The organism is Acidovorax sp. LjRoot129 (assembly GCF_964253765.1).
Lineage (GTDB): Bacteria > Pseudomonadota > Gammaproteobacteria > Burkholderiales > Burkholderiaceae_C > Acidovorax.
On record NZ_CAXUSE020000001.1, the window covers coordinates 4260372 to 4278377 of the forward strand.

General features: G+C 66.1%; 13 protein-coding genes. 2 read left to right on the forward strand and 11 right to left on the reverse strand.

Translation table 11 applies throughout. The features are described from left to right. Positions 1-42: 42 nt before the first annotated feature. Entirely contained in the window at positions 43-1107 is a 1065-nt protein-coding gene (locus tag ACSQ3Q_RS19565) for an ABC transporter ATP-binding protein (protein ID WP_436135997.1), read from the forward strand. A gap of 125 nt (positions 1108-1232) precedes the next feature. On the opposite strand, the gene ACSQ3Q_RS19570 is transcribed toward ACSQ3Q_RS19565, so the two are convergent. The 9 genes from ACSQ3Q_RS19570 to ACSQ3Q_RS19610 all read right to left on the reverse strand — a co-directional run bounded on the left by ACSQ3Q_RS19570 (position 1233) and on the right by ACSQ3Q_RS19610 (position 8928). Continuing rightward, positions 1233-1622 carry a thiol-disulfide oxidoreductase DCC family protein gene (locus ACSQ3Q_RS19570; RefSeq protein WP_436135998.1) on the reverse strand — a complete coding sequence of 130 codons (390 nt, stop codon included), beginning with the start codon at positions 1620-1622 and terminating at the stop codon, positions 1233-1235. Then, the gene (locus ACSQ3Q_RS19575; protein WP_436135999.1) at positions 1619-2179 is read right to left on the reverse strand and encodes a DUF4166 domain-containing protein; all 561 of its coding nucleotides are present in this window, start codon (positions 2177-2179) and stop codon (positions 1619-1621) included. The genes ACSQ3Q_RS19570 and ACSQ3Q_RS19575 overlap by 4 nt, the downstream gene beginning before the upstream one ends. Positions 2180-2429: 250 nt before the next feature. Then, complete coding sequence (locus tag ACSQ3Q_RS19580) at positions 2430-3674, reverse strand: Yip1 family protein (protein ID WP_436136000.1); 1245 nt, start codon at positions 3672-3674, stop codon at positions 2430-2432. A gap of 229 nt (positions 3675-3903) precedes the next feature. Beyond that, the gene (locus ACSQ3Q_RS19585) at positions 3904-4644 is read right to left on the reverse strand and encodes a lysophospholipid acyltransferase family protein (RefSeq protein WP_436136001.1); all 741 of its coding nucleotides are present in this window, start codon (positions 4642-4644) and stop codon (positions 3904-3906) included. Between the two features lie 229 nt (positions 4645-4873). Next, positions 4874-6163, reverse strand: a complete 1290-nt coding sequence (locus tag ACSQ3Q_RS19590) for a dihydroorotase (protein ID WP_436136002.1) — start codon at positions 6161-6163, stop codon at positions 4874-4876. 266 nt (positions 6164-6429) lie between these two features. Next, a complete protein-coding gene (locus tag ACSQ3Q_RS19595; protein WP_436136003.1) occupies positions 6430-7392 on the reverse strand; it encodes an aspartate carbamoyltransferase catalytic subunit in 963 nt (320 codons plus the stop codon). 2 nt (positions 7393-7394) lie between these two features. Next, the gene (gene pyrR, locus ACSQ3Q_RS19600; RefSeq protein ID WP_436136004.1) at positions 7395-7916 is read right to left on the reverse strand and encodes a bifunctional pyr operon transcriptional regulator/uracil phosphoribosyltransferase PyrR; all 522 of its coding nucleotides are present in this window, start codon (positions 7914-7916) and stop codon (positions 7395-7397) included. Further along, complete coding sequence (ruvX, locus tag ACSQ3Q_RS19605) at positions 7913-8332, reverse strand: Holliday junction resolvase RuvX (RefSeq protein WP_436136005.1); 420 nt, start codon at positions 8330-8332, stop codon at positions 7913-7915. Before ruvX ends, pyrR begins: the two co-directional genes overlap by 4 nt. After that, a complete protein-coding gene (locus ACSQ3Q_RS19610; protein ID WP_436136006.1) occupies positions 8329-8928 on the reverse strand; it encodes a YqgE/AlgH family protein in 600 nt (199 codons plus the stop codon). The genes ruvX and ACSQ3Q_RS19610 overlap by 4 nt, the downstream gene beginning before the upstream one ends. Positions 8929-8949: 21 nt before the next feature. Between ACSQ3Q_RS19610 and ACSQ3Q_RS19615 the strand changes: the two genes are divergently transcribed. Then, positions 8950-10431, forward strand: a complete 1482-nt coding sequence (locus tag ACSQ3Q_RS19615) for a cryptochrome/photolyase family protein (protein WP_436137037.1) — start codon at positions 8950-8952, stop codon at positions 10429-10431. 93 nt (positions 10432-10524) lie between these two features. On the opposite strand, the gene ACSQ3Q_RS19620 is transcribed toward ACSQ3Q_RS19615, so the two are convergent. Further along, positions 10525-11694 carry a PilT/PilU family type 4a pilus ATPase gene (locus ACSQ3Q_RS19620; protein ID WP_436136007.1) on the reverse strand — a complete coding sequence of 390 codons (1170 nt, stop codon included), beginning with the start codon at positions 11692-11694 and terminating at the stop codon, positions 10525-10527. A gap of 114 nt (positions 11695-11808) precedes the next feature. Next, positions 11809-18006, reverse strand: coding sequence for an Hpt domain-containing protein (locus ACSQ3Q_RS19625; protein WP_436136008.1), 6198 nt, complete (start codon positions 18004-18006; stop codon positions 11809-11811).

An 18006-nucleotide genomic window follows, 5' to 3' on the forward strand; every position in this document is an offset into this window, starting at 1 on the left:
ATACGAATTCTAAGCATTCGTGGCAACACCTAAAATGGCGCCATGTTTCTTGAGGTCTCCCAACTCGACGTGCGCTATGCCGGCCGCGCGCAAGCCGCCGTGCAAGGTGTCACGCTCAGCCTCAATGCGGGCGATATCGGGGTGCTAATCGGCCCCTCGGGCTGCGGCAAGACCACGCTGCTGCGCGCAGTGGCGGGGCTGGAGCCCGTGTCGGGCGGCCAAATCCGCCTGATGCAGCAGGTGGTGGGCAGCGCCACGTTGAGCGTGCCACCCGAGCTGCGCCGCATCGGCATGGTGTTTCAGGACTACGCGCTGTTTCCGCACCTCTCGGTGGGCCGCAATGTGGCGTTTGGCATCCACCAGCTGCCGCGCGCCGAGCAGGCCGCGCGCGTGGCCGAGGTGCTGAAGCTGGTGGGCCTGGAAGGCAGCGAGCACCGCCATCCGCACGAGCTCTCCGGTGGACAGCAGCAGCGCGTGGCGCTGGCCCGTGCGCTGGCCCCGCGCCCGCAGCTCATGCTGCTGGACGAACCTTTTTCCAACCTGGACGTGGACCTGCGCGAGCGCCTGGCCCACGAAGTGCGCGCCATCCTGAAGGCGGCGGGCGCGACGGCGCTGTTCGTGACTCATGACCAGCTCGAGGCCTTTGCGATTGGCGACGTGATCGGGGTGATGCACGAAGGCCACCTCCACCAGTGGGACGACGCGTACACCCTGTACCACCGCCCCGCCACGCGGTTTGTGGCCGACTTTATTGGCCATGGCGTGTTTGCGCCGGCCACGCTACTGCAGCGCGGCACCAATGTCGTGGCGCAGACGCCGTTGGGCGACCTGACCGACCTGGAGGAGTGCCCGCTGCCCGCCAGCTACCCCGGCGGTGAATGCGACGTGCTGCTGCGCGCCGACGACATCGTCCACGACGACCAGGCGCCAGTGCAGGCGCAGATCGTGCGCAAGTCGTTCCGCGGCTCGGAGTTTTTGTACACCCTGCGCCTGGCCAGCGGCCACACGGTGGTGGCCCACGTGCCCAGCCACCACGACCACGCGCTGGGCGAGTGGATCGGCATCCGTGCAGAAGTCGACCATGTGGTGACCTTTCCGCGGGAGTGAAGAGCGGAATTTAGGGCCTAAATGGCCCCTAGCGCTTATTTAATAAGCATTTATAGCTATTGTTTTTATAGCAATCCGCTTCCCGCACGCCTGACGACGCTGCAGCGCTGCGCGGGCTCCCCTCATCAATCCAGAAATCGTGCAGCCGTCTCAGGCGAAGGCACCATGCAGACCTCAGACCGGCCCCAGATCCGGTAGCGGTTGCGCGCCATCCAGCGGTAAAGCGCATTGCGCAGCGGTGCCGGCACCAGCCACGCCGCCCAGGCCAGCCGCCACGGCCAACCCAGTTGGTGGAGCACGCGAAGAATGGCTGCAGTGTGCTGCCAGCTGCGGTCCCCATCCACCAACAGCAGCGTCTGCAGCCCATCCACCGGCAGCCCCGCACTGGCCAACAGGCGCTGGCCCGTGTGCCCCTGCATGGATGCAAAGCGAAAGCGCCCCACGCGGTCGTAACGCAGCAGAAACCGCACCCAGCGGTTGCAAAGCAGGCACTGCGCGTCGAACACGACAATCATGCGGGCGACCCCACCGCAGCCGGAACCACCAGGTGCCCGCGGTAATGAACCACCCGCCCCACCCAGGGCACCGTGGCCTGCACATGAAAGTGCAGTGTGTCGCCCTGCCCCGACTCCTCGGCCACCACCTTGGGCCGCAGCCACGCCGGGCACGCAATGCCCAGAAAGTGCAGCTGCGCCAGGCGCATGACCAAGCGGCCTTGCGACTCCTCGAGCACAAAACCCAGGCGCGCAGCCCCCAGGTGCTCGACCACCTGACCGCCCGATTCGCGCAGGGTGGAGCGCATGGCCCGCGTGGGGAAATGGCGTGTCCAGACCTCGGCGTCCGGGGTGGCGTTCAGTTCAAAAACGATGTCGCCGTGCGCCGAGCGCTGCGGTGCACCCAGCGCCCAGGCGAGTACACGGGCCAACGCGCCAGAGGGGGCCTCAACCACCACCTGCCCGTGCAGCCGGTGCAAACCCGAGAGGCTGTGAAAACGCGCCAGCGCAGGCGCCAGTCGAGCAAACGCCGGGCCCATGGCGCGTGGGTACAGGGGCAGTGGAGCAGAAGCTGGCATAGGGGGAAATGAAGACAACAAATGGCAGGGCAGCCCGGCGCCGTATGGAGGCTCCGCAACGAAGGAGGTGGCCTGGGCGCTTGCAGTCTAGGACCTCTGAAGACCATTTTTCGGATCGTCTCACTGTGCGTCGACGGGTGCGTGACGCGGCAGGCTCACACCAGCTATCCCCACTCGCAAAAAAGCCGGCGGGTGCCGGCTTGTCGGGTGGGTTGGGCGAGGCCGCAAGCGCCGCCAGGCAGCCATTCGATCAGGACTTGCCCTTGCGCTGCAGCCCTTCCAGCCCACTGAGGTCCACCTGCGACATATAGCCCTGCAGCTCCTTGATGCTGGCCTTGTCGCCTTCGATGCTGACCACCAGGCCGTTCTTCAGGATGGTCTTGAACTCGGCATGGCTGCCGTCTTTTTCATAGCGGGTGTGCAGCGTACGGCCGCCCTCTTGCCAGGTCTTCTCGGCGCTCGTCTGGTCTTCCTTCTCGCCCTGGGCCATGCCCATGGACATTGCGGCCATCTGGCCCAGGCCGCCGATGTCGACGATCTCCAGGCGCACCTGTTTGCCATCGCTGCCGTACTGCGCGCTGGCCTGGCTGGTAGGCAGGCCCAGGGCCGCGCCGTCCTGCACGTCAAAACCGGTGCGGGGCAGGCCTGCCAATTTTTCGGGCAGCGCCGCCTTGAGCGACTGCGCAGCGATGGCCTGACCGGCCCCCACGGCACCACCCAGCACGCTGGCAGCCGCCGCGGCGGCCTGGCCCCTGGCGGCAGCGATGGCGGCGGGGTCCTGGCTCTTTTGCGCCGCTTCCATCTTGCGGGCGGCTTCTTCCATCTTCTTGCCCGCAGCTTCCAGCCCTGTGGTGTCGATGGACACCGTGCCGCCCGGTGTGTTCATGGTGATGGCGGGGCCTGCGGTTCCACCCATCAGCGACCCACTGCGGGGCATGAAGATGGAGCTGACGGCGCCGATGATCACGCCCACCACAATCGCCGCCACGATAACCACCGCCGTGTAGACCCCCGATTTCTCCGGCAGGTTCTTCATGAGCACCGGCAGGCCGGTGTAGAGCAGGTAGATGGAGTACAGCGCCGCCACCAGGCCCAGCACCGCCAGGGCAGGCAGCAGGCTGAAGACGCCCCCCAACAACGCGGCGGTGCTGGCATACACCGCCACCTTGAGCGCCTGGATGGGGTTCTTCTGGCCGCCGAAGGTGGGGGCCAGCGCATCGATGATGAGGCCCAGCACAAAGATGCCCACCAGGCTCAGCACGTACGACACCACCATGTTCACGAGGCCGGCCACCAACGGCACGCGGATAGTGACGCCGAAGCCGCCAAAGCCGATCAGCGACATGCCGATAAAACCGCAGACGGCCGGGATGGCCGCCAGGACCATGGCATAGCGGGTGAACAAGGTGGCGGCATCGGTGGCCTCGGACTCGATGGCAACCCAGGTCTCCTTGGGTTGCAGAAGAATGGCCTTGGCGCGTTCGATCAGATTCATGGTGCCCTCCCGGCAGTGAAAAGGCCTGCAGGGGCTGCAGGCCAAAAATGGCGGACGATACGGGAAAAGGCGTGGATTGGGCGGCGGCCCCGCGGCCCACGCAGCCGCATCTGTGGAATATGCCCGCTTTTGCACCCTGAAGCCATCGCTGAACCGCCCGGGGTGGCAGTAGGCGGGCACGCCGCAGAGCCGCAGGGCCGCAAACCCGCGGCGCTGGCCTGAGGGCTGCTCAGCCCGTGCGGCGCAGACCGTCGACCGTGTCGTGCAGGTGCTGCGTCCAGGCGCGGCGGTCGCGCCCCTGGGCCTGCTGGATTTCGCCGTAGTGCACCACGGCTTCGATGGCTGGCGCGCTGAGCGTGCGCCAGATGGAGCCGACCAGCGTCTCGTCGCCGATGTAGCTCGGCGCAAAACTCGTGGCGCCGGTGGCGCTGTCAACAAACCGCAGGCCCACCGGTTGCACGGGCGCCTGGGCGGCCACCGCGGCCTGGATCAGGTTGGCATGAAACGGCAGCATCGCGCGGCCGTCGCCCGTGGTGCCCTCGGGAAAAACCGCCAGCACCTCGCCCCGCTCCAATGATTCCTGCATGGACTTGACCATGCGCAGCGCGTCGCGGCGCGAGCTGCGCTCGATGTACAACGTGCCCGCCGCGGTGGCCATGGTGCCGATGATCGGCCAGCCCTGCACATCGGACTTGGACACAAAGCGGCAGTGGCGCGCCGCGTGCATCACCGGGATGTCGAGCCACGAAATATGGTTGGCCACCAGCATCACCGGCCCGCTCACGGGCGGCTGGCCCACGATGCGCAGGCTGATGCCGGCACACGCCAGCAACTGCACCGACCAGGCCTGGACATGCGCATGCTGCTGGTCCGCAGGCAGCGCCGGGAAACGCAGCGCCACGATCCACAACCCCTTGGCGATGTGGCCCAGCATCCGCAGCAGGCGCCAGAAGGCGCGCGAGTGCCTCATTTCATTGCCCCATAGACAGGTCTGACACCGCTATCGCCCATGCCGCATGCAACCGGCACGCCCCAGGGCGAGTGCCACCGTGGAACCAGCTTTTCCGGGCCACGGGTGGCGTCCCCCTGGGGGCTGAGAGGCCGCGGCTCCATGCCTGCCTGCGCAGGCGTGGACTGCATCGAAGAGCTGCCGCCTCTGGCGGGCAGCACCGAGCGGGCTGCGGTACAGGGGTCCTGCTTCACCCAAACGCGACCTGCCCACCCACCAGCGTCATGCGCACGCGGCCCGGAAGCTCGTAGCCCGAGAACGGCGTGTGTTTGCCCTGGCTGCGCAGCACATCGGCATGCACCGTCCAGGCGGCAGTGGGGTCGAAAATGCACAGGTCGCCCACGCCGCCTTCCACGATCTGGCCCACGCTGGCCTGCAGCGTGCCCAGGGCGGAGCCCAGCACGCGGGCCGGTTCGGACGTGACCACGGCCAGCGCGCGCTGCAGCGGCACGCCGCTGTCTTGCGACCACTTGAGCGCCAGCGACAGCAGCAGCTCCAGGCCGGTGGCGCCGGGCTCGGCTTCGGCGAACGGCAGGGTCTTGGCGTCTTCGTCGACCGGGGTGTGGTCGGACACCAGCGCATCGATGGTGCCGTCGAGCAAGGCGGCGTTCAGCGCGTCGCGATCGCGCTGCTGGCGCAGCGGCGGCGACAGGCGCGCGCGGCTGTCGAAGAAGCCGATGTCCACGTCGGTGAGGTGCAGCGAGTTGATGCTCACATCGGCCGTCACCTTGAGGCCTTCGGCCTTGGCACGGCGCAGCAGCTCCACGCCGGCTGCGCTGCTGATGCGGCATAGGTGCACATGGGCGCCCGTGGTCTTGAGCAGCTCGAAGATGGTGTGCAGCGCGATGGTCTCGGCCGCCACGGGCACACCCGAGAGGCCCAGGCGCGTGGCCAGCGGGCCGCTGGCGGCCACGCCCTTGCCCAGATGCATCTCCTGCGGGCGCAGCCACACGGTGTAGCCATACGTGGCGGCGTACTGCAACGCGCGCTGCAGCACCTGCGTGCTGGCCAGCGGCACCTCGGCCTGGCCAAAGCCCACGCAGCCTGATTCGGTCAGCTCGGCCATTTCGGTCAGCACTTCGCCCGCCAGATTGCGGGTGAGCGCGCCCAGCGGGAACAACCGCGACTGGTGCAGCTTCTCGGCGCGGAACTTGAGCATCTCCACCAGCCCCGGCTCGTCGAGCACGGGGTCGGTATCGGGCGGGCACACCAGGCTGGTCACGCCCCCGGCCACGGCAGCGGCCATCTCGGATTCGAGCATGCCTTCGTGCTCATACCCCGGCTCGCGCAATCGCGCCGCCAGGTCCACCAGCCCGGGCAGCACGATGCAGCCCGCCGCATCGATCACCCGGTTGGGCGCGAAGTCCGGCGGCACGCGGTTCACCCCGACGATGCGGCCTGCGGCCAGCGCGATGTCGCAGGTCTGATCAAGCCCCGAGGCGGGGTCGATCACACGGCCGTTCTGGATCAGTATCTTCATGATTTCAAGCCAAATAGGCCCCTAGCGCTTGATATACAAGCGCCAACAGCTATAAAAAACGTAGCAGCACCAATTCTCATTTCGCCTAGACGACAGCACCGCAGCTGCGCCCCCGCCAGCGCCCCCGTGGAACCGGCTTTGCCGGGCCACCGGGGGCGTCCCCCTTGGGGCTGAGCGCCTGCGGCTCCGAGCCTGCCTGCGCAGGCTTGGACAGGCCGAAGAGGCCGTGACTCCGGCACGGCCCCCTTGACGCACGGCTCAGGGGGTTAAGCCTCATTTCCGGCAACGATGGACATCACCGCCATGCGCACCGCAATGCCAAAGGTCACCTGCGGCAGGATCACGCTCTGCTTGCCGTCCACCACGGCGGAGTCGATCTCCACGCCGCGGTTGATGGGCCCCGGGTGCATCACGATGGCATCGGGCTTGGCCAGCTGCAAGCGCTCCTGCGTGAGGCCGAAGCTTTTGAAGTATTCCTGGCTGGACGGCAACAGCGCGCCGCTCATGCGCTCGTTCTGCAGGCGCAGCGTGATGATCACGTCGGCGTCCTTGATGCCTTCTTCGAGCGTGTGGCACACGCGCACGCCCATCTGCGACATGTCGGACGGCACCAGCGTGCGCGGGCCCACCACGCGCACCTCGGGGCAGCCCAGGGTGGTCAGGCCGTGGATGTCCGAGCGCGCCACGCGCGAGTGCAGCACGTCGCCCACGATGGCCACGGTGAGGTTGCTGAAATCTTTTTTGTAGTGCCGGATGGTGTACATGTCCAGCAGCCCCTGGGTGGGGTGGGCATGCCGGCCGTCGCCCGCGTTGATCACGTGCACATGCGGCGCCACGTGCTGGGCGATGAGGTACGGTGCGCCCGACTCGCTGTGCCGCACCACGAACAAATCGGCCGCCATGGCCGAGAGGTTGGCGATGGTGTCCAGCAGCGACTCGCCCTTGCTGGCCGAGCTGCGCGCGATGTCGAGGTTGATCACATCCGCCGACAAACGCTTGGCCGCGATCTCGAACGTGGTGCGCGTGCGGGTACTGTTCTCGAAGAACAGGTTGAACACGCTCTTGCCGCGCAAAAGCGGCACCTTCTTGACCTCGCGGTCGTTGACACTGACGAAGTTAGCCGCCGTGTCGAGGATGTGCGTGACGATGTCGCGCGGCAGCCCTTCGATGGACAGCAGGTGGATGAGTTCGCCGTTGCCGTTGAGTTGGGGGTTGCGCTTCATCAGCACGGTCAGGCCTCTTTGACTTGGAAATGGAAGGTGCCGCTGTCGTCACGCGCCAGGGCCAGCGACTGCGATGCCGGCAGCGCCACGCGTGCAGCGGCGAAGTCGGCCTGCACCGGCAGCTCGCGGCCGCCGCGGTCCACAAGCACCGCCAGGCGCACGCTGGCGGGGCGGCCGTAGTCGAACAACTCGTTGAGCACCGCGCGGATGGTGCGCCCGGTGTAGAGCACGTCGTCGAGCACCAGCACGTCGGCGCCGTTCACGTCGAATGGCAGCGTAGTCTGCGCGCTGGCGGCCAGGCCGCGCTGGGCGAAGTCGTCGCGGTGCATGGCCGACGAGAGCACGCCGGCGGGGCCTTCGAGGCCCAGGTCCTTTTGCAGGCGCTCAGCGAGCCACGCACCGCCCGATGCGATGCCCGCCAGGCGTGTGGTGCCGGTGTGCATGCTGCGCACGCCGCGCAGCAACTCGCGGTACAGAGCCTCGGCATCGAGCACGAGGCTCCCCGCGATGGAGTGGGTCGGGGTGGTCATGGGAGGGTCCTCAAAAACTGTTCCAGGATGATGCAGGCCGAGGCGGCATCGGCGTCCTTGGCGCCACCGGCGATGGCTTCGGTGGTGCTGTAGCGCTCGTCCACCTCAAACACCTGCAGCCCGAAGCGCCCGCGCAGCTGGCGGCCGAACTTGAGCGCGCGCGCGGTGTTCTCGTGGCTGGCGCCGTCGGGGTGGTAGGGCACGCCGATCACCAGGGCGTCGGGCTGCCACTCCTTGATGCGCTCGGCCACGAGCGCAAAGCGGGCATCGCCCTCGGCCTTGATCGTGGCCTGCGGCGTAGCGCTTTTCAACATGCGGTTGCCCGAGGCTACGCCCGTGCGCTTGAGGCCAAAATCGAAAGCAAGAAAGGTCTGGAAATGCGCAGGAACGGCTGGCTGAGCGGGCAAGCCGGTCATGCGTGCCCCGCCTCGGGCGACAGCATCCAGGCCTTGAGGCCCAGCAGTGCCAGGGCGCGGTCGTAGCGCTCGGGCACGGGGGTGTCGAAGATCACCGACAGGTCGGCCGCCACGGTGAGCCAGGCGTTCTCGGCCAGTTCGGTCTCTAGCTGCCCTTCGCCCCAGGACGAGTAGCCCAGCGTGATCAGCACGCGGCGCGGGCCTGCACCGGTGGAGAGGGCTTCGAGCACGTCCTTGGAGGTCGTCATCTCGAGCCCCCCCGGAATGGTCATGGTGGATGCGTAGACCGATTCATCGGCCTCGGCACTCTCAAAAAGCATCGGTTCGTGCAGTACAAAGCCGCGCTCGGTCTGTACCGGGCCGCCCTGGAACACTGGCTCCTTGGTGAGGTCTTCGCGCCGCAGGGACAGATCGACCTTGTCGAACAGGCCCTTTAAGGTGATGTCGGTGGGCTTGTTGATGATGAGCCCGAGCGCGCCGCGTTCGCTGTGCTCGCACAGGTAGACCACACTGCGCGCGAAAGACTCATCCTCCAGGCCGGGCATCGCGATCAGGAAGTGATGCGTCAGGTTGATGGGCGCAGAATCGGTGGACATCCCGCAATTTTAACGGTGAACATGCAGCCCCCCTTGGCGCCCTCGTATTCCAGCGGGCTGGTCTGGTTCCGGCGCGATCTACGCGCTCAAGATCAGGCCGCCCTGTACCACGCCCTGACACAGTGCCAACACGTGCACTGCGCTTTTGTCTTTGACCGCGACATCCTGGACCCGCTGCCCCGCAAAGACCGGCGCGTGGAGTTCATCCGCGAATCGCTGGTGGAGCTGGACACCGCGCTGCGTGGCCTTGCCGGCCACGAACGTGCAGGGCTCATTGTGGTCCACGCTGTCGCGGCGGAAGTGATTCCGGGCCTTGCGCAAGCGCTGGGCGTGCAGGCCGTGTTTGCCAACCACGACGACGAACCCCAGGCGCTGGCACGGGACAGCACCGTTCGCACCCGGCTGGCCGCGCAAGGCCGCGCGTTTCATACCTTCAAGGACCACACGATCCTGGAGCGCAACGAGGTGCTCACCCAGGTGGGCAATCCCTACAGCGTGTTCACGCCCTACAAGAACGCGTGGCTCAAAAAGATCAATCCGTTTTACCTGAGCAGCTACCCGGTAGAGCGCTATGCCGCGCGGCTCGCGCCCCGGCCCGAAGGGCTGGGCCAACCCGTGCCCACGCTGGACGCGCTGGGCTTCTTGCCCACGGAGCTGGCGCAGCTGAAGATCCCGGTCGGAAGCCAGGGCGCGCACCAGCTGCTGAACGACTTCCTGGAGCGCATCGACCGGTACGACGATGCACGCAACTTCCCCGCGATCAAGGGCCCGAGCTACCTGAGCGTGCACCTGCGCTTCGGCACCATCTCGCCCCGCCTGCTCGCCCGCACGGCACTCGAGCGCGTGCGGCAGGGAAGCCCCGGCGCAGCCACATGGCTCAGCGAACTGATCTGGCGGGATTTCTATTTTCAAATCCTGTACCACCACCCCCACGTGGTGGGGCAAAGCTTCAAGCCCGCCTACGACAACATCGCCTGGGAGACGGGCCCCGCAGCCGACGCACTGTTCGCGGCCTGGTGCGAAGGGCGCACCGGCTACCCCCTGGTGGACGCGGCCATGGCCCAGATCAACCAGACGGGCTACATGCACAACCGACTGCGCATGGTCGTTGCCAGCTTCCTCGTCAAAGACCTTGGGCTGGACTGGCGCAGGGGCGAGGCGTACTTTGCGCTGCAGCTCAACGACTACGACCTCTCGGCCAACAACGGGGGCTGGCAGTGGGCGAGTTCGAGCGGCTGCGACGCGCAGCCGTACTTCCGCATCTTCAACCCGGTGAGCCAAAGCGAGAAGTTCGACCCGGACGGCAAGTTCATCCGTCGGTACCTGCCTCTGCTGGCCGGGTTGCCGAATGCGGCGCTGCACGCCCCCTGGAAGGCCAAGCCGCTGGAGCTGCAGGGCGCGGGTGTGCAACTGGGGGGCAACTACCCTCTGCCCATCGTGGACCACGAGGCGGCGCGGCAGCAGACGCTAGCGCGTTATGCGATGGTCAAGGCCAGCGCCTGAACCGAAAAACTCTTGCTATGGGGCCTGCCCGGCGTGCGTTTGCCATGCGCCATGTCTCGTGCGCCATGGCCCCAATGCGCCGCTTGTTCCGCGTCAGGCGGGCGGCAGGTTGTCCCGCATGGTCATCCCCGCGACGCTGAGGGACCCGCCCGCCGCCAGCCGCAATTTCAGCGACAGATCTGTGCGGTTGTCCGCATGGGCAATCGCCTCTTCGGCGCTGATCGCCCCGGATTCAACCAGCGCAAACAATGATTGGTCAAAGCTGCACATCCCCTGCTCCACGCCGCGGCTGATGGCGGTCTTGAGCTCGTCGACCTGGCCTTTTTGAATCAGGTCGGCCACATAGGGTGTGAGAAGCATCACCTCGGTCGCGGGCACGAGCCGGGCCGACACGCCCCGGATGAGGCGTTGCGCGATAACGGCACGCAGGTTGAGCGACAAGTCCATCTGCAGTTGCTTGTGCGCGTGCTCGGGAAAGAAATTCAGGATGCGCTGCACGGCCTGGTTGGCGTTGTGCGCGTGCAGGGTGGACACACACAGGTGCCCCGATTCCGCGTAGTGCAAGGCATGCTGCATCGTGGCGCGGTCGCGGATCTCGCCGATCATGATCACGTTGGGCGCCTCGCGCATGGCACGGCGCAGCGCCTCGTCGTAGGAGCGGGTGTCGATGCCCACCTCGCGCTGCGTGATCAGCGATTTTTTGTGGGGATGCAGGTATTCGATCGGGTCTTCGATGGTCAGGATGTGGCCCGCCGCATTGGCGTTGCGGTGGTCCAGCAATGCGGCGAGGGTCGTGGTCTTGCCGGAGCCCGCAGAGCCCACCGTCAACACCAGACCACCTTTTAGAAAGGCCAGCTCCTTGAGCACCTTCGGCAGGCCCAGTTCATCCAGACTGGCAATCTGTGAGGCCACGTGGCGGATCACCATGCCCACCTGGCTGCGCTGCAAATGCACGTTGACGCGGAACCGATCACCCTGCGCGGTGGCATAGGAAAAATCGCATTCCATCGTGGTTTCAAACTCGTGGTGCTGCGCCTTGCCCATGATCGAATAGGCCATGGTGCGGATGTCCTGCGCCGTCAGCACCTGCTGGCTGATGGGCAAGAATGCGCCCTGCCGCTTCACGGTGGGCGGCGCCCCGGCCAGCAAAAAGAGGTCCGAGGCACGCTCTCGTGCCACCAGGGCCAGGCAGGCCAACAGCCGGCTGTCGCCAAACGGCGCGGGTGCAGTGGGCTCGATCAACACATCGGAGTCTTGGCGCATGGACAACCCAGAAAAAAGGGCACCCTGAGGCGCCCGTTGTAGGAACTTGGTAGGCCGGCCTGCAGCTCCCGTGGGGCGCTGCAGGCCGAGGCCCACGTTCATCAAGCCGGCTACTCAGGCCTCGGCGGCCGCCGCTTCCAGGCGAGCGTAGTGCTGGACCAGGCTCAGCAGCTCCTCATCCGAGTACGGCTTGCCCAGGTAGTGGTTCACGCCCAGCTCCATCGCATGCTCGCGGTGCTTTTCGGCGATCCGCGAGGTGATCATGATGATCGGCAGGTCGCGCAGGGCACCGTCGGCCCGGATGTTGCGCGCCAGGTCAAAACCATCCATGCGCGGCATTTCGATGTCGGAGAGCACCACGGTAGGACGTTCTTCCTGCAGGCGCTCGAGCGCCTGAAGGCCGTCGGCCGCCAGGGAGACCCGGTAGCCTTCGCGCTGCAGCAGGCGCTGCGTGACGCGGCGCACCGTGATCGAATCGTCGACCACCAACACCAGTGGCACCTGGCTTGGGCCCGCCAACTGCGGGGATACCAAGGCCTTGCCAGAACCGGTGCCACGCTCTTGTGCGACTGGTGGCAAACCCACACTGGCAGCGCGAACCTGCTCGCCGTACACCGTCGACAGAGCGACCGGGTTGTAGATCAGCACCACAGCACCCGAAGCCAGCACCGACATGCCGGCCAGACCGGGCAGACGGGACAGCTGGGGACCCAGGTTCTTCACCACGACTTCCTGGTTGCCCAGCACTTCGTCCACGTGCATCGCGATGCGCTGTGCGGCGCTTCGGAAAATCACCACAGGGCGGGTCTTGCCGGCAGGCTCGTGGCTGCGGCCCGAGGCCTGCAGCAGGGCACCTGCCCAGAAGAAGGGGACCTTTTCCGTACCGTCGTCGAAGGTTCCGGTGCGGTAGGCCTCCTCTAGATCCTGGGCCGAAGTGCGGCGCACGATCTCGACCACGCTGGCAGGCACGCCAATGGCCAGGTCGCCTGCGCGCAGCATCACCACCTGCGTCACCGCGGTAGTCAGGGGCAGCACCATCCGGAACGCCGCCCCTCTGCCGGCTTCGGTGGAAGTCTCGATGCGGCCACCAAGCGCGTTGATTTCGGCGCGGACGACGTCCATGCCAATCCCGCGCCCTGCGAGCCCCGTAACCTCCGAAGCCGTAGAGAACCCAGGCATGAAAATCAGTTGGGCGGCCTCTGCGTCGCTCAGCTCCACGCCGGGCTCCACGATGCCTTGCGCCTGAGCCTTCTCACGAATACGCGGCAAATTCAGGCCAGCACCGTCGTCGCGGAATTCCACCGACACGTCGTTGCCTTCGTGGTGCAGATCCACCGTGATCGTTCCGGAAGCTGGCTTGCCCGCCGCCGTCCGCACTTCGGGGTCTTCGATGCCGTGGGCCACGCAGTTGCGCAGCAAATGCTCGAACGCAGGCGTCATCCGGTCCAGCACGCCGCGGTCCATTTCAATGGAGCCGCCGGTGATATCGAGCTTGATCTGCTTGCCGGTTTCCTTGGACGCCTGGCGCACCACGGCGTACAGACGTTCGGCAATGCCCTCGAACTCCACCATGCGGGTGCGCAGCAAATCGCGCTGCAGCTCGCGGGCCTGGCGGCCCTGGGCAATGAGGTCGTCCTCAGCGCCTTCCATGGCGCGCTGCAGGTTGCGCTGCACGGTGGCCACGTCGTTCACCGACTCGGCCATCATGCGCGTGAGCTCTTGCACCCGGGTGAAGCGGTCGAACTCCAGCGGATCAAAGCCCGCAGCGGAATCCTTGGACAGCGCCAGCCGCGACTGCATTTGTGATTCGGCCTGCACTTCGATGTCGCGCAGCTGTTGCCGCAGCCTGTCGAGGTTGCCCGAAAGATCGGTGAGCGAACTGCGGAACTGCCCCAGGCGCACATCCAGGCGTGAGCGGCTGATCATCACCTCGCCAGCCTGATTGACCAGGCGGTCCAGCAACTGGGCGCGCACACGCACCGACTGATTCGACGCCACACGCAAAGGTGCGAGCTGCGAGGGTCCGGGCATGCGGGCTGCCTGGGAGCCGATCAGCGATACCGCAGCTGCACCTGCAGGCGCGGGAACTACTGCTGCCGCAGAGCTTGTGTCTGTCGGTGCCGCTGTGGAAGTGCCCGAACGACTCGGCTCCACAGGCAGCGACACCACCGTGTCCGCACCGGTCTGGCCAATCGCTCGCAGGGCATCAAAATTGGCCTGCAGCCCGTCAAAACTGCCTTGTAAAGGCTCGATCTGGTCGGTTGTGACCGTTTCTGCGTCGAGGTGCTCGATGGCTGATTCCAACCGGTGGGCCATCTCGCCCAGGCGCATCGCACCTGCCAGGCGCGAACTGCCTTTGAGCGTGTGAAGTGCCCGGAGCACCTCGCTGCGCGCACCCAGGTTGTCGGGGCGGGAAGCCCATTGGCGCAGAGCGCCACCGAGCTGCGGCAACAGTTCAGCCGCCTCTTCCTCGAAGATCGGGAACAGGTCCGGATCGATGACGTCGATGGCGTCGATATCGTCGTCCACGTCCGAACCCAGCGCCACGGCGCGGGCAATCGCGTCGTCGACCAGTTGATCTTGGTCGGGGACCACCACCGACAGGGCGGGCGCCACATGGCCTTGCGGAACGATGAGCGGAGCGGGCTCCAGCGTCGCCTCGGCGAAGGTCTCGGGCTCATCCAGCGTCTCAACCACGGTTGATGCCTCTGCGGCCGCTGGCTGCACCACCTCCGCAGCAGCATCCATCGGGAACGCTTCTGCCGCATCTTCTTCGGGCGGCGTAAGGGTGTTCTCGACCTCGGTTTCCAGGATCTGGCGCAGCTGCGCGAGCACTTCCTGGCTCGGCTCCTTGAGGAAGCCCGCAGCAAATTGGTGCAACAGGCGCCGAATATCTTCGGCCGCTGCCATGAAGGCTTGGCCCTGCTCCTCGGTGCCGCCAGACTGGAACTGCACGTGCTGCAGTGCATGCTCCAGCGTGCGGGCCATTTCGGACAGTGCGCTGAAACCTACCGTGGCCGAGCTGCCGGCCAGGGAGTGCGCCAGCGCCACGGCGTTGTCGGGCAGGGGCTCGTGGAGTTCCAGGGCCCATTCCTGCAGGCTCGTCACCAGACGGCGCGACCATTCGTCGGCCTCGTTCAGGTACACGTTGTACAGCGGGATTGGAATGCGCAGCGTGTCGATGACCTTCACGGCGTCGTCGCTCGAGGCGTCGTCCTGCGCCAGAGGCTCGGCCAAATCGATGGCCTCCGCCACCGGCTCGGCTTCCTGAAGACCATCAACGGCAGGCTCAGCGCCATCCGCCGCCGTGGCGTGCTCCGGCTCGCCAGCGTCCAAAAGCTTTTCCAGTTCAGCAAACTCTTGCGCTTCGAGAAATTCGACCGCTTCGATTGATTCCGCGGAAGGCAGGGCCGGCGCTGCGTCCGCCTCTTCATCCGCGGGTGCCGCGAGCAGCGATACCGGCTCGTCGATGACGGGAGCGGCAGCCACAGGCTCCAGATCGGGGAGCTCAAGGTCGAGCACAAAATCCACGCTCGAAGGATCCGGAACCACTGGCTCGGCCACTGGCGGCGCTTCGTTCAGCGCGGCGCTGAAGACCGAGAAGTCGATGTCCTCCGCCACTTCCGGCGCGGCCGCGGCCTCTTCGATCATGTGCTCCGAAATTTCGGTGGCTTCGAAATCGGGAACGACCAGGTCTTCCTCGATGGCCTGCGGCGGTTCTTCGGCGCGCAGCTCGGCAACGTCGAAGGACAAGGTCTTCCCAAACTGTTCGTCGGTGTTCACCGCGGGTTCTGGCACCACGGAGGCTTCGGCCGGCGGCAGCGCGCCGTCCGGAACCACCAGAGGCACCAGACTGCCATCCAGTCGCATGGCATCGGCCGACGCGTGGAAGGTGTCTGGCCTCCAGGCGGAGGCCTGGCCCGTAGCAATGTCGTCGGCCCAGCGGCTGAAAGCCCGCAGCGCGTCGGACGAGAGGTCCAGCAAGCTCGGCTGCATGGGCTTTTGCTCCGCCAACCAGGCGTTGAGCAATTGCTCCATCGACCAGGCGGCCTCGCCGAAATCGTTCAGGCCCACCATCCTTGAGCTGCCCTTGAGCGTATGGAACGCGCGGCGCAAAGTGGTCTGTTCACTGAGATTGCCAGGCTCATCCTTGAGCACTGCAATGGCCGCCAAACCGTTGACGACCACCTCACGGGCCTCTTCAAGAAAGACCTCGAGCAGTTCGTCCTCGATGTCGGGCGCTGGGGCTGCAGCTGCCACGGGCGCAGCAGTGGGCACGGGTGCCGGGTCGGCACCGCTTTGCGCAGCAGCGGGCAGGTCAAAGGCGATCTCGGGCGAGAGCGCAGCAGGCTCCTGCTCCGCAGTCGCTGCGCTGGAGACAGCCGAGGGCATGTCCGGCAACGAAGGCAGAGAGCCAAAATCGGTGGGCTCGCTGAGGGGCTCCTGCACCGGGAACCGCGGCATCACATCGGGTAGCGGAATCGTCCGCTCCTCGAGCTTGGCAGGCGACTCTTCCACGGCATCGGAGGCACGGGGGCGGGTCTTGCCCATGAGGATGCGCAGCTCACCCAACTCTTCGTCGTACACAAACAGCTTGCGCGCCATGGTGCGCTGGTAGCTGAGCATGTCGATCAAAAAGCCCAGAGCGCCCAGGCTGTTGCCCAGCTTCTCGAAAACGCTTTGGCGGTCGGCCTCGGGCACTTCGTTGATGAGCAAGCGTTCGACCATGTCGCGCATGCGCACCACGGCGAGGGAGGCTTGGTCGAGGCCCAACACCGACAAAACGCCCCGCATCTGGGCGAGGTGGGTGGGCACGCTCGCCAGGACTGCGGTGTCCTGGGGATTGCGGAAAAACTGATCGAGCGCCTTCTCGGCCTCGCCGAGCGTGGAGCGCAGCTCGTCCACGACACTGCCCATGGTCTGGTTGTCGCTGACCCTGCGGTACAGCTCTTCCATCCACTGTTCCAGCGGCTCGGGCTGCGCGCCCGCGCTGACCGCGTCCAGACGCTCGGCAAGACGGTTCGACCGGACCTCCATCTGGTCGTCGGCCGCATCCAGTTCCTCAAAGGTTGCCTGCAGATACAGCACCGAGGTTGCCACTTCCATGGCCAGCGCGGCCGATGGGGGCTCGCCCGAACGCGTGGTCGCGTCCAGCGTCCGCGTCAGGGCCTGGGCCAGGCTTTCACTGCCGGGTTGCAGCTTGCGCAGGGAGTCGCAAACCAAGCTGAATTGGTCCGCTGCGGGCTTGAGCTTGTTGCGGTCTCCACCAGCCAGGGCCGACCAGGTCTCGGTGGCTGCGGCGATCCGCTTGCGGGCTTGGGCCAACATGGCCGGGTCGAACCGACCGAAACGTGCGGATTCGTAATCTACTGGCTTGAACCGATCCAACGCAAAAGCCTGCCGCACGGCTTGCAAGGAAGGTATTTCGACCGTGGCTGCGTCTGCCGGCTTGGCCTGCGAACAGAAAAACAGCAAGTCCTGAACAAGGCGATCAGCGATGGTCGTATCACCCTTGGCCAGGGTGGCGTACTGCATCAGCACACGGGACGCCACACGCTTGACATAGACGTCCGCGGGAAGCAGGCCATTGCCAAACGCTTCAAAAAAGCCCGCACAGATCTTCCAGAACGCACGCGACTGCCGGTCTGGCTGAGAGGCGACAAACCCCAGGCAGGTGTCCCTCAGGCTCAGTGCGGCTTTTTGGTCGCCCGATTTGACGATCCGCAAAACCGCGGAGTCCAGGCGCGCCCGTGCCTCGGTGCCGTAGGGCAGCGGCGCAGCCGACACCGTTCCTTCGGGTTCACGAAAGCGGCGTTCCACCGGCCACAGATCGGCAGGGTGGACCCGGTCGGCGCCGGCCAGAGCCTGGGCATCCCGGTATTGCGGAAACAGTGCGACGGGCGAAGCTGCTTTGCCCGCCAGAACGGTTTCAAGGTATTCAATCAGCGCAAAACTGGCGCGCTCGATGACCGCTGCAGCGTCATCGCTGCAGGTTTCGGGCCGCTGCACAAACTTCTGGACTGCGGACTCCATGGCGCGCAAGACGAGCGCGGGAGGGCCCATGCCGACCATTTCAAGCGCACCGCAGGCCTGGTGCAGCTGCTGACGGGCGATCCGAAGCGGGCCAGCATCCAGCGCCGCAAGGTCTGATTCACGAGCGGCTTCTGCATCGCGCACGAAGCGCCGCATGGCCTTGACAGCACCGTCAAGGGATTTGCGCAGTTCGTCAAGCACCCAAGCCAACGGGCCCAGGTCCTGATCCCCCTGAGTCCCATCCGCCGCCGGTGCATTGTTGACATCAATAGATGACAT

What these genes read in the sequence shown, in the direction of transcription:
- ACSQ3Q_RS19565 (WP_436135997.1), top strand. Translation starts at nt 43, where the DNA reads ATGTTTCTTGAGGTCTCCCAACTCGACGTGCGCTATGCCGGCCGCGCG.
- ACSQ3Q_RS19570 (WP_436135998.1), bottom strand. Translation starts at nt 1,622, where the DNA reads ATGATTGTCGTGTTCGACGCGCAGTGCCTGCTTTGCAACCGCTGGGTG.
- ACSQ3Q_RS19575 (WP_436135999.1), bottom strand. Translation starts at nt 2,179, where the DNA reads ATGCCAGCTTCTGCTCCACTGCCCCTGTACCCACGCGCCATGGGCCCG.
- ACSQ3Q_RS19580 (WP_436136000.1), bottom strand. Translation starts at nt 3,674, where the DNA reads ATGAATCTGATCGAACGCGCCAAGGCCATTCTTCTGCAACCCAAGGAG.
- ACSQ3Q_RS19585 (WP_436136001.1), bottom strand. Translation starts at nt 4,644, where the DNA reads ATGAGGCACTCGCGCGCCTTCTGGCGCCTGCTGCGGATGCTGGGCCAC.
- ACSQ3Q_RS19590 (WP_436136002.1), bottom strand. Translation starts at nt 6,163, where the DNA reads ATGAAGATACTGATCCAGAACGGCCGTGTGATCGACCCCGCCTCGGGG.
- pyrR (WP_436136004.1), bottom strand. Translation starts at nt 7,916, where the DNA reads ATGACCACCCCGACCCACTCCATCGCGGGGAGCCTCGTGCTCGATGCC.
- ruvX (WP_436136005.1), bottom strand. Translation starts at nt 8,332, where the DNA reads ATGACCGGCTTGCCCGCTCAGCCAGCCGTTCCTGCGCATTTCCAGACC.
- ACSQ3Q_RS19610 (WP_436136006.1), bottom strand. Translation starts at nt 8,928, where the DNA reads ATGTCCACCGATTCTGCGCCCATCAACCTGACGCATCACTTCCTGATC.
- ACSQ3Q_RS19615 (WP_436137037.1), top strand. Translation starts at nt 8,950, where the DNA reads ATGCAGCCCCCCTTGGCGCCCTCGTATTCCAGCGGGCTGGTCTGGTTC.
- ACSQ3Q_RS19620 (WP_436136007.1), bottom strand. Translation starts at nt 11,694, where the DNA reads ATGCGCCAAGACTCCGATGTGTTGATCGAGCCCACTGCACCCGCGCCG.
- ACSQ3Q_RS19625 (WP_436136008.1), bottom strand. Translation starts at nt 18,006, where the DNA reads ATGTCATCTATTGATGTCAACAATGCACCGGCGGCGGATGGGACTCAG.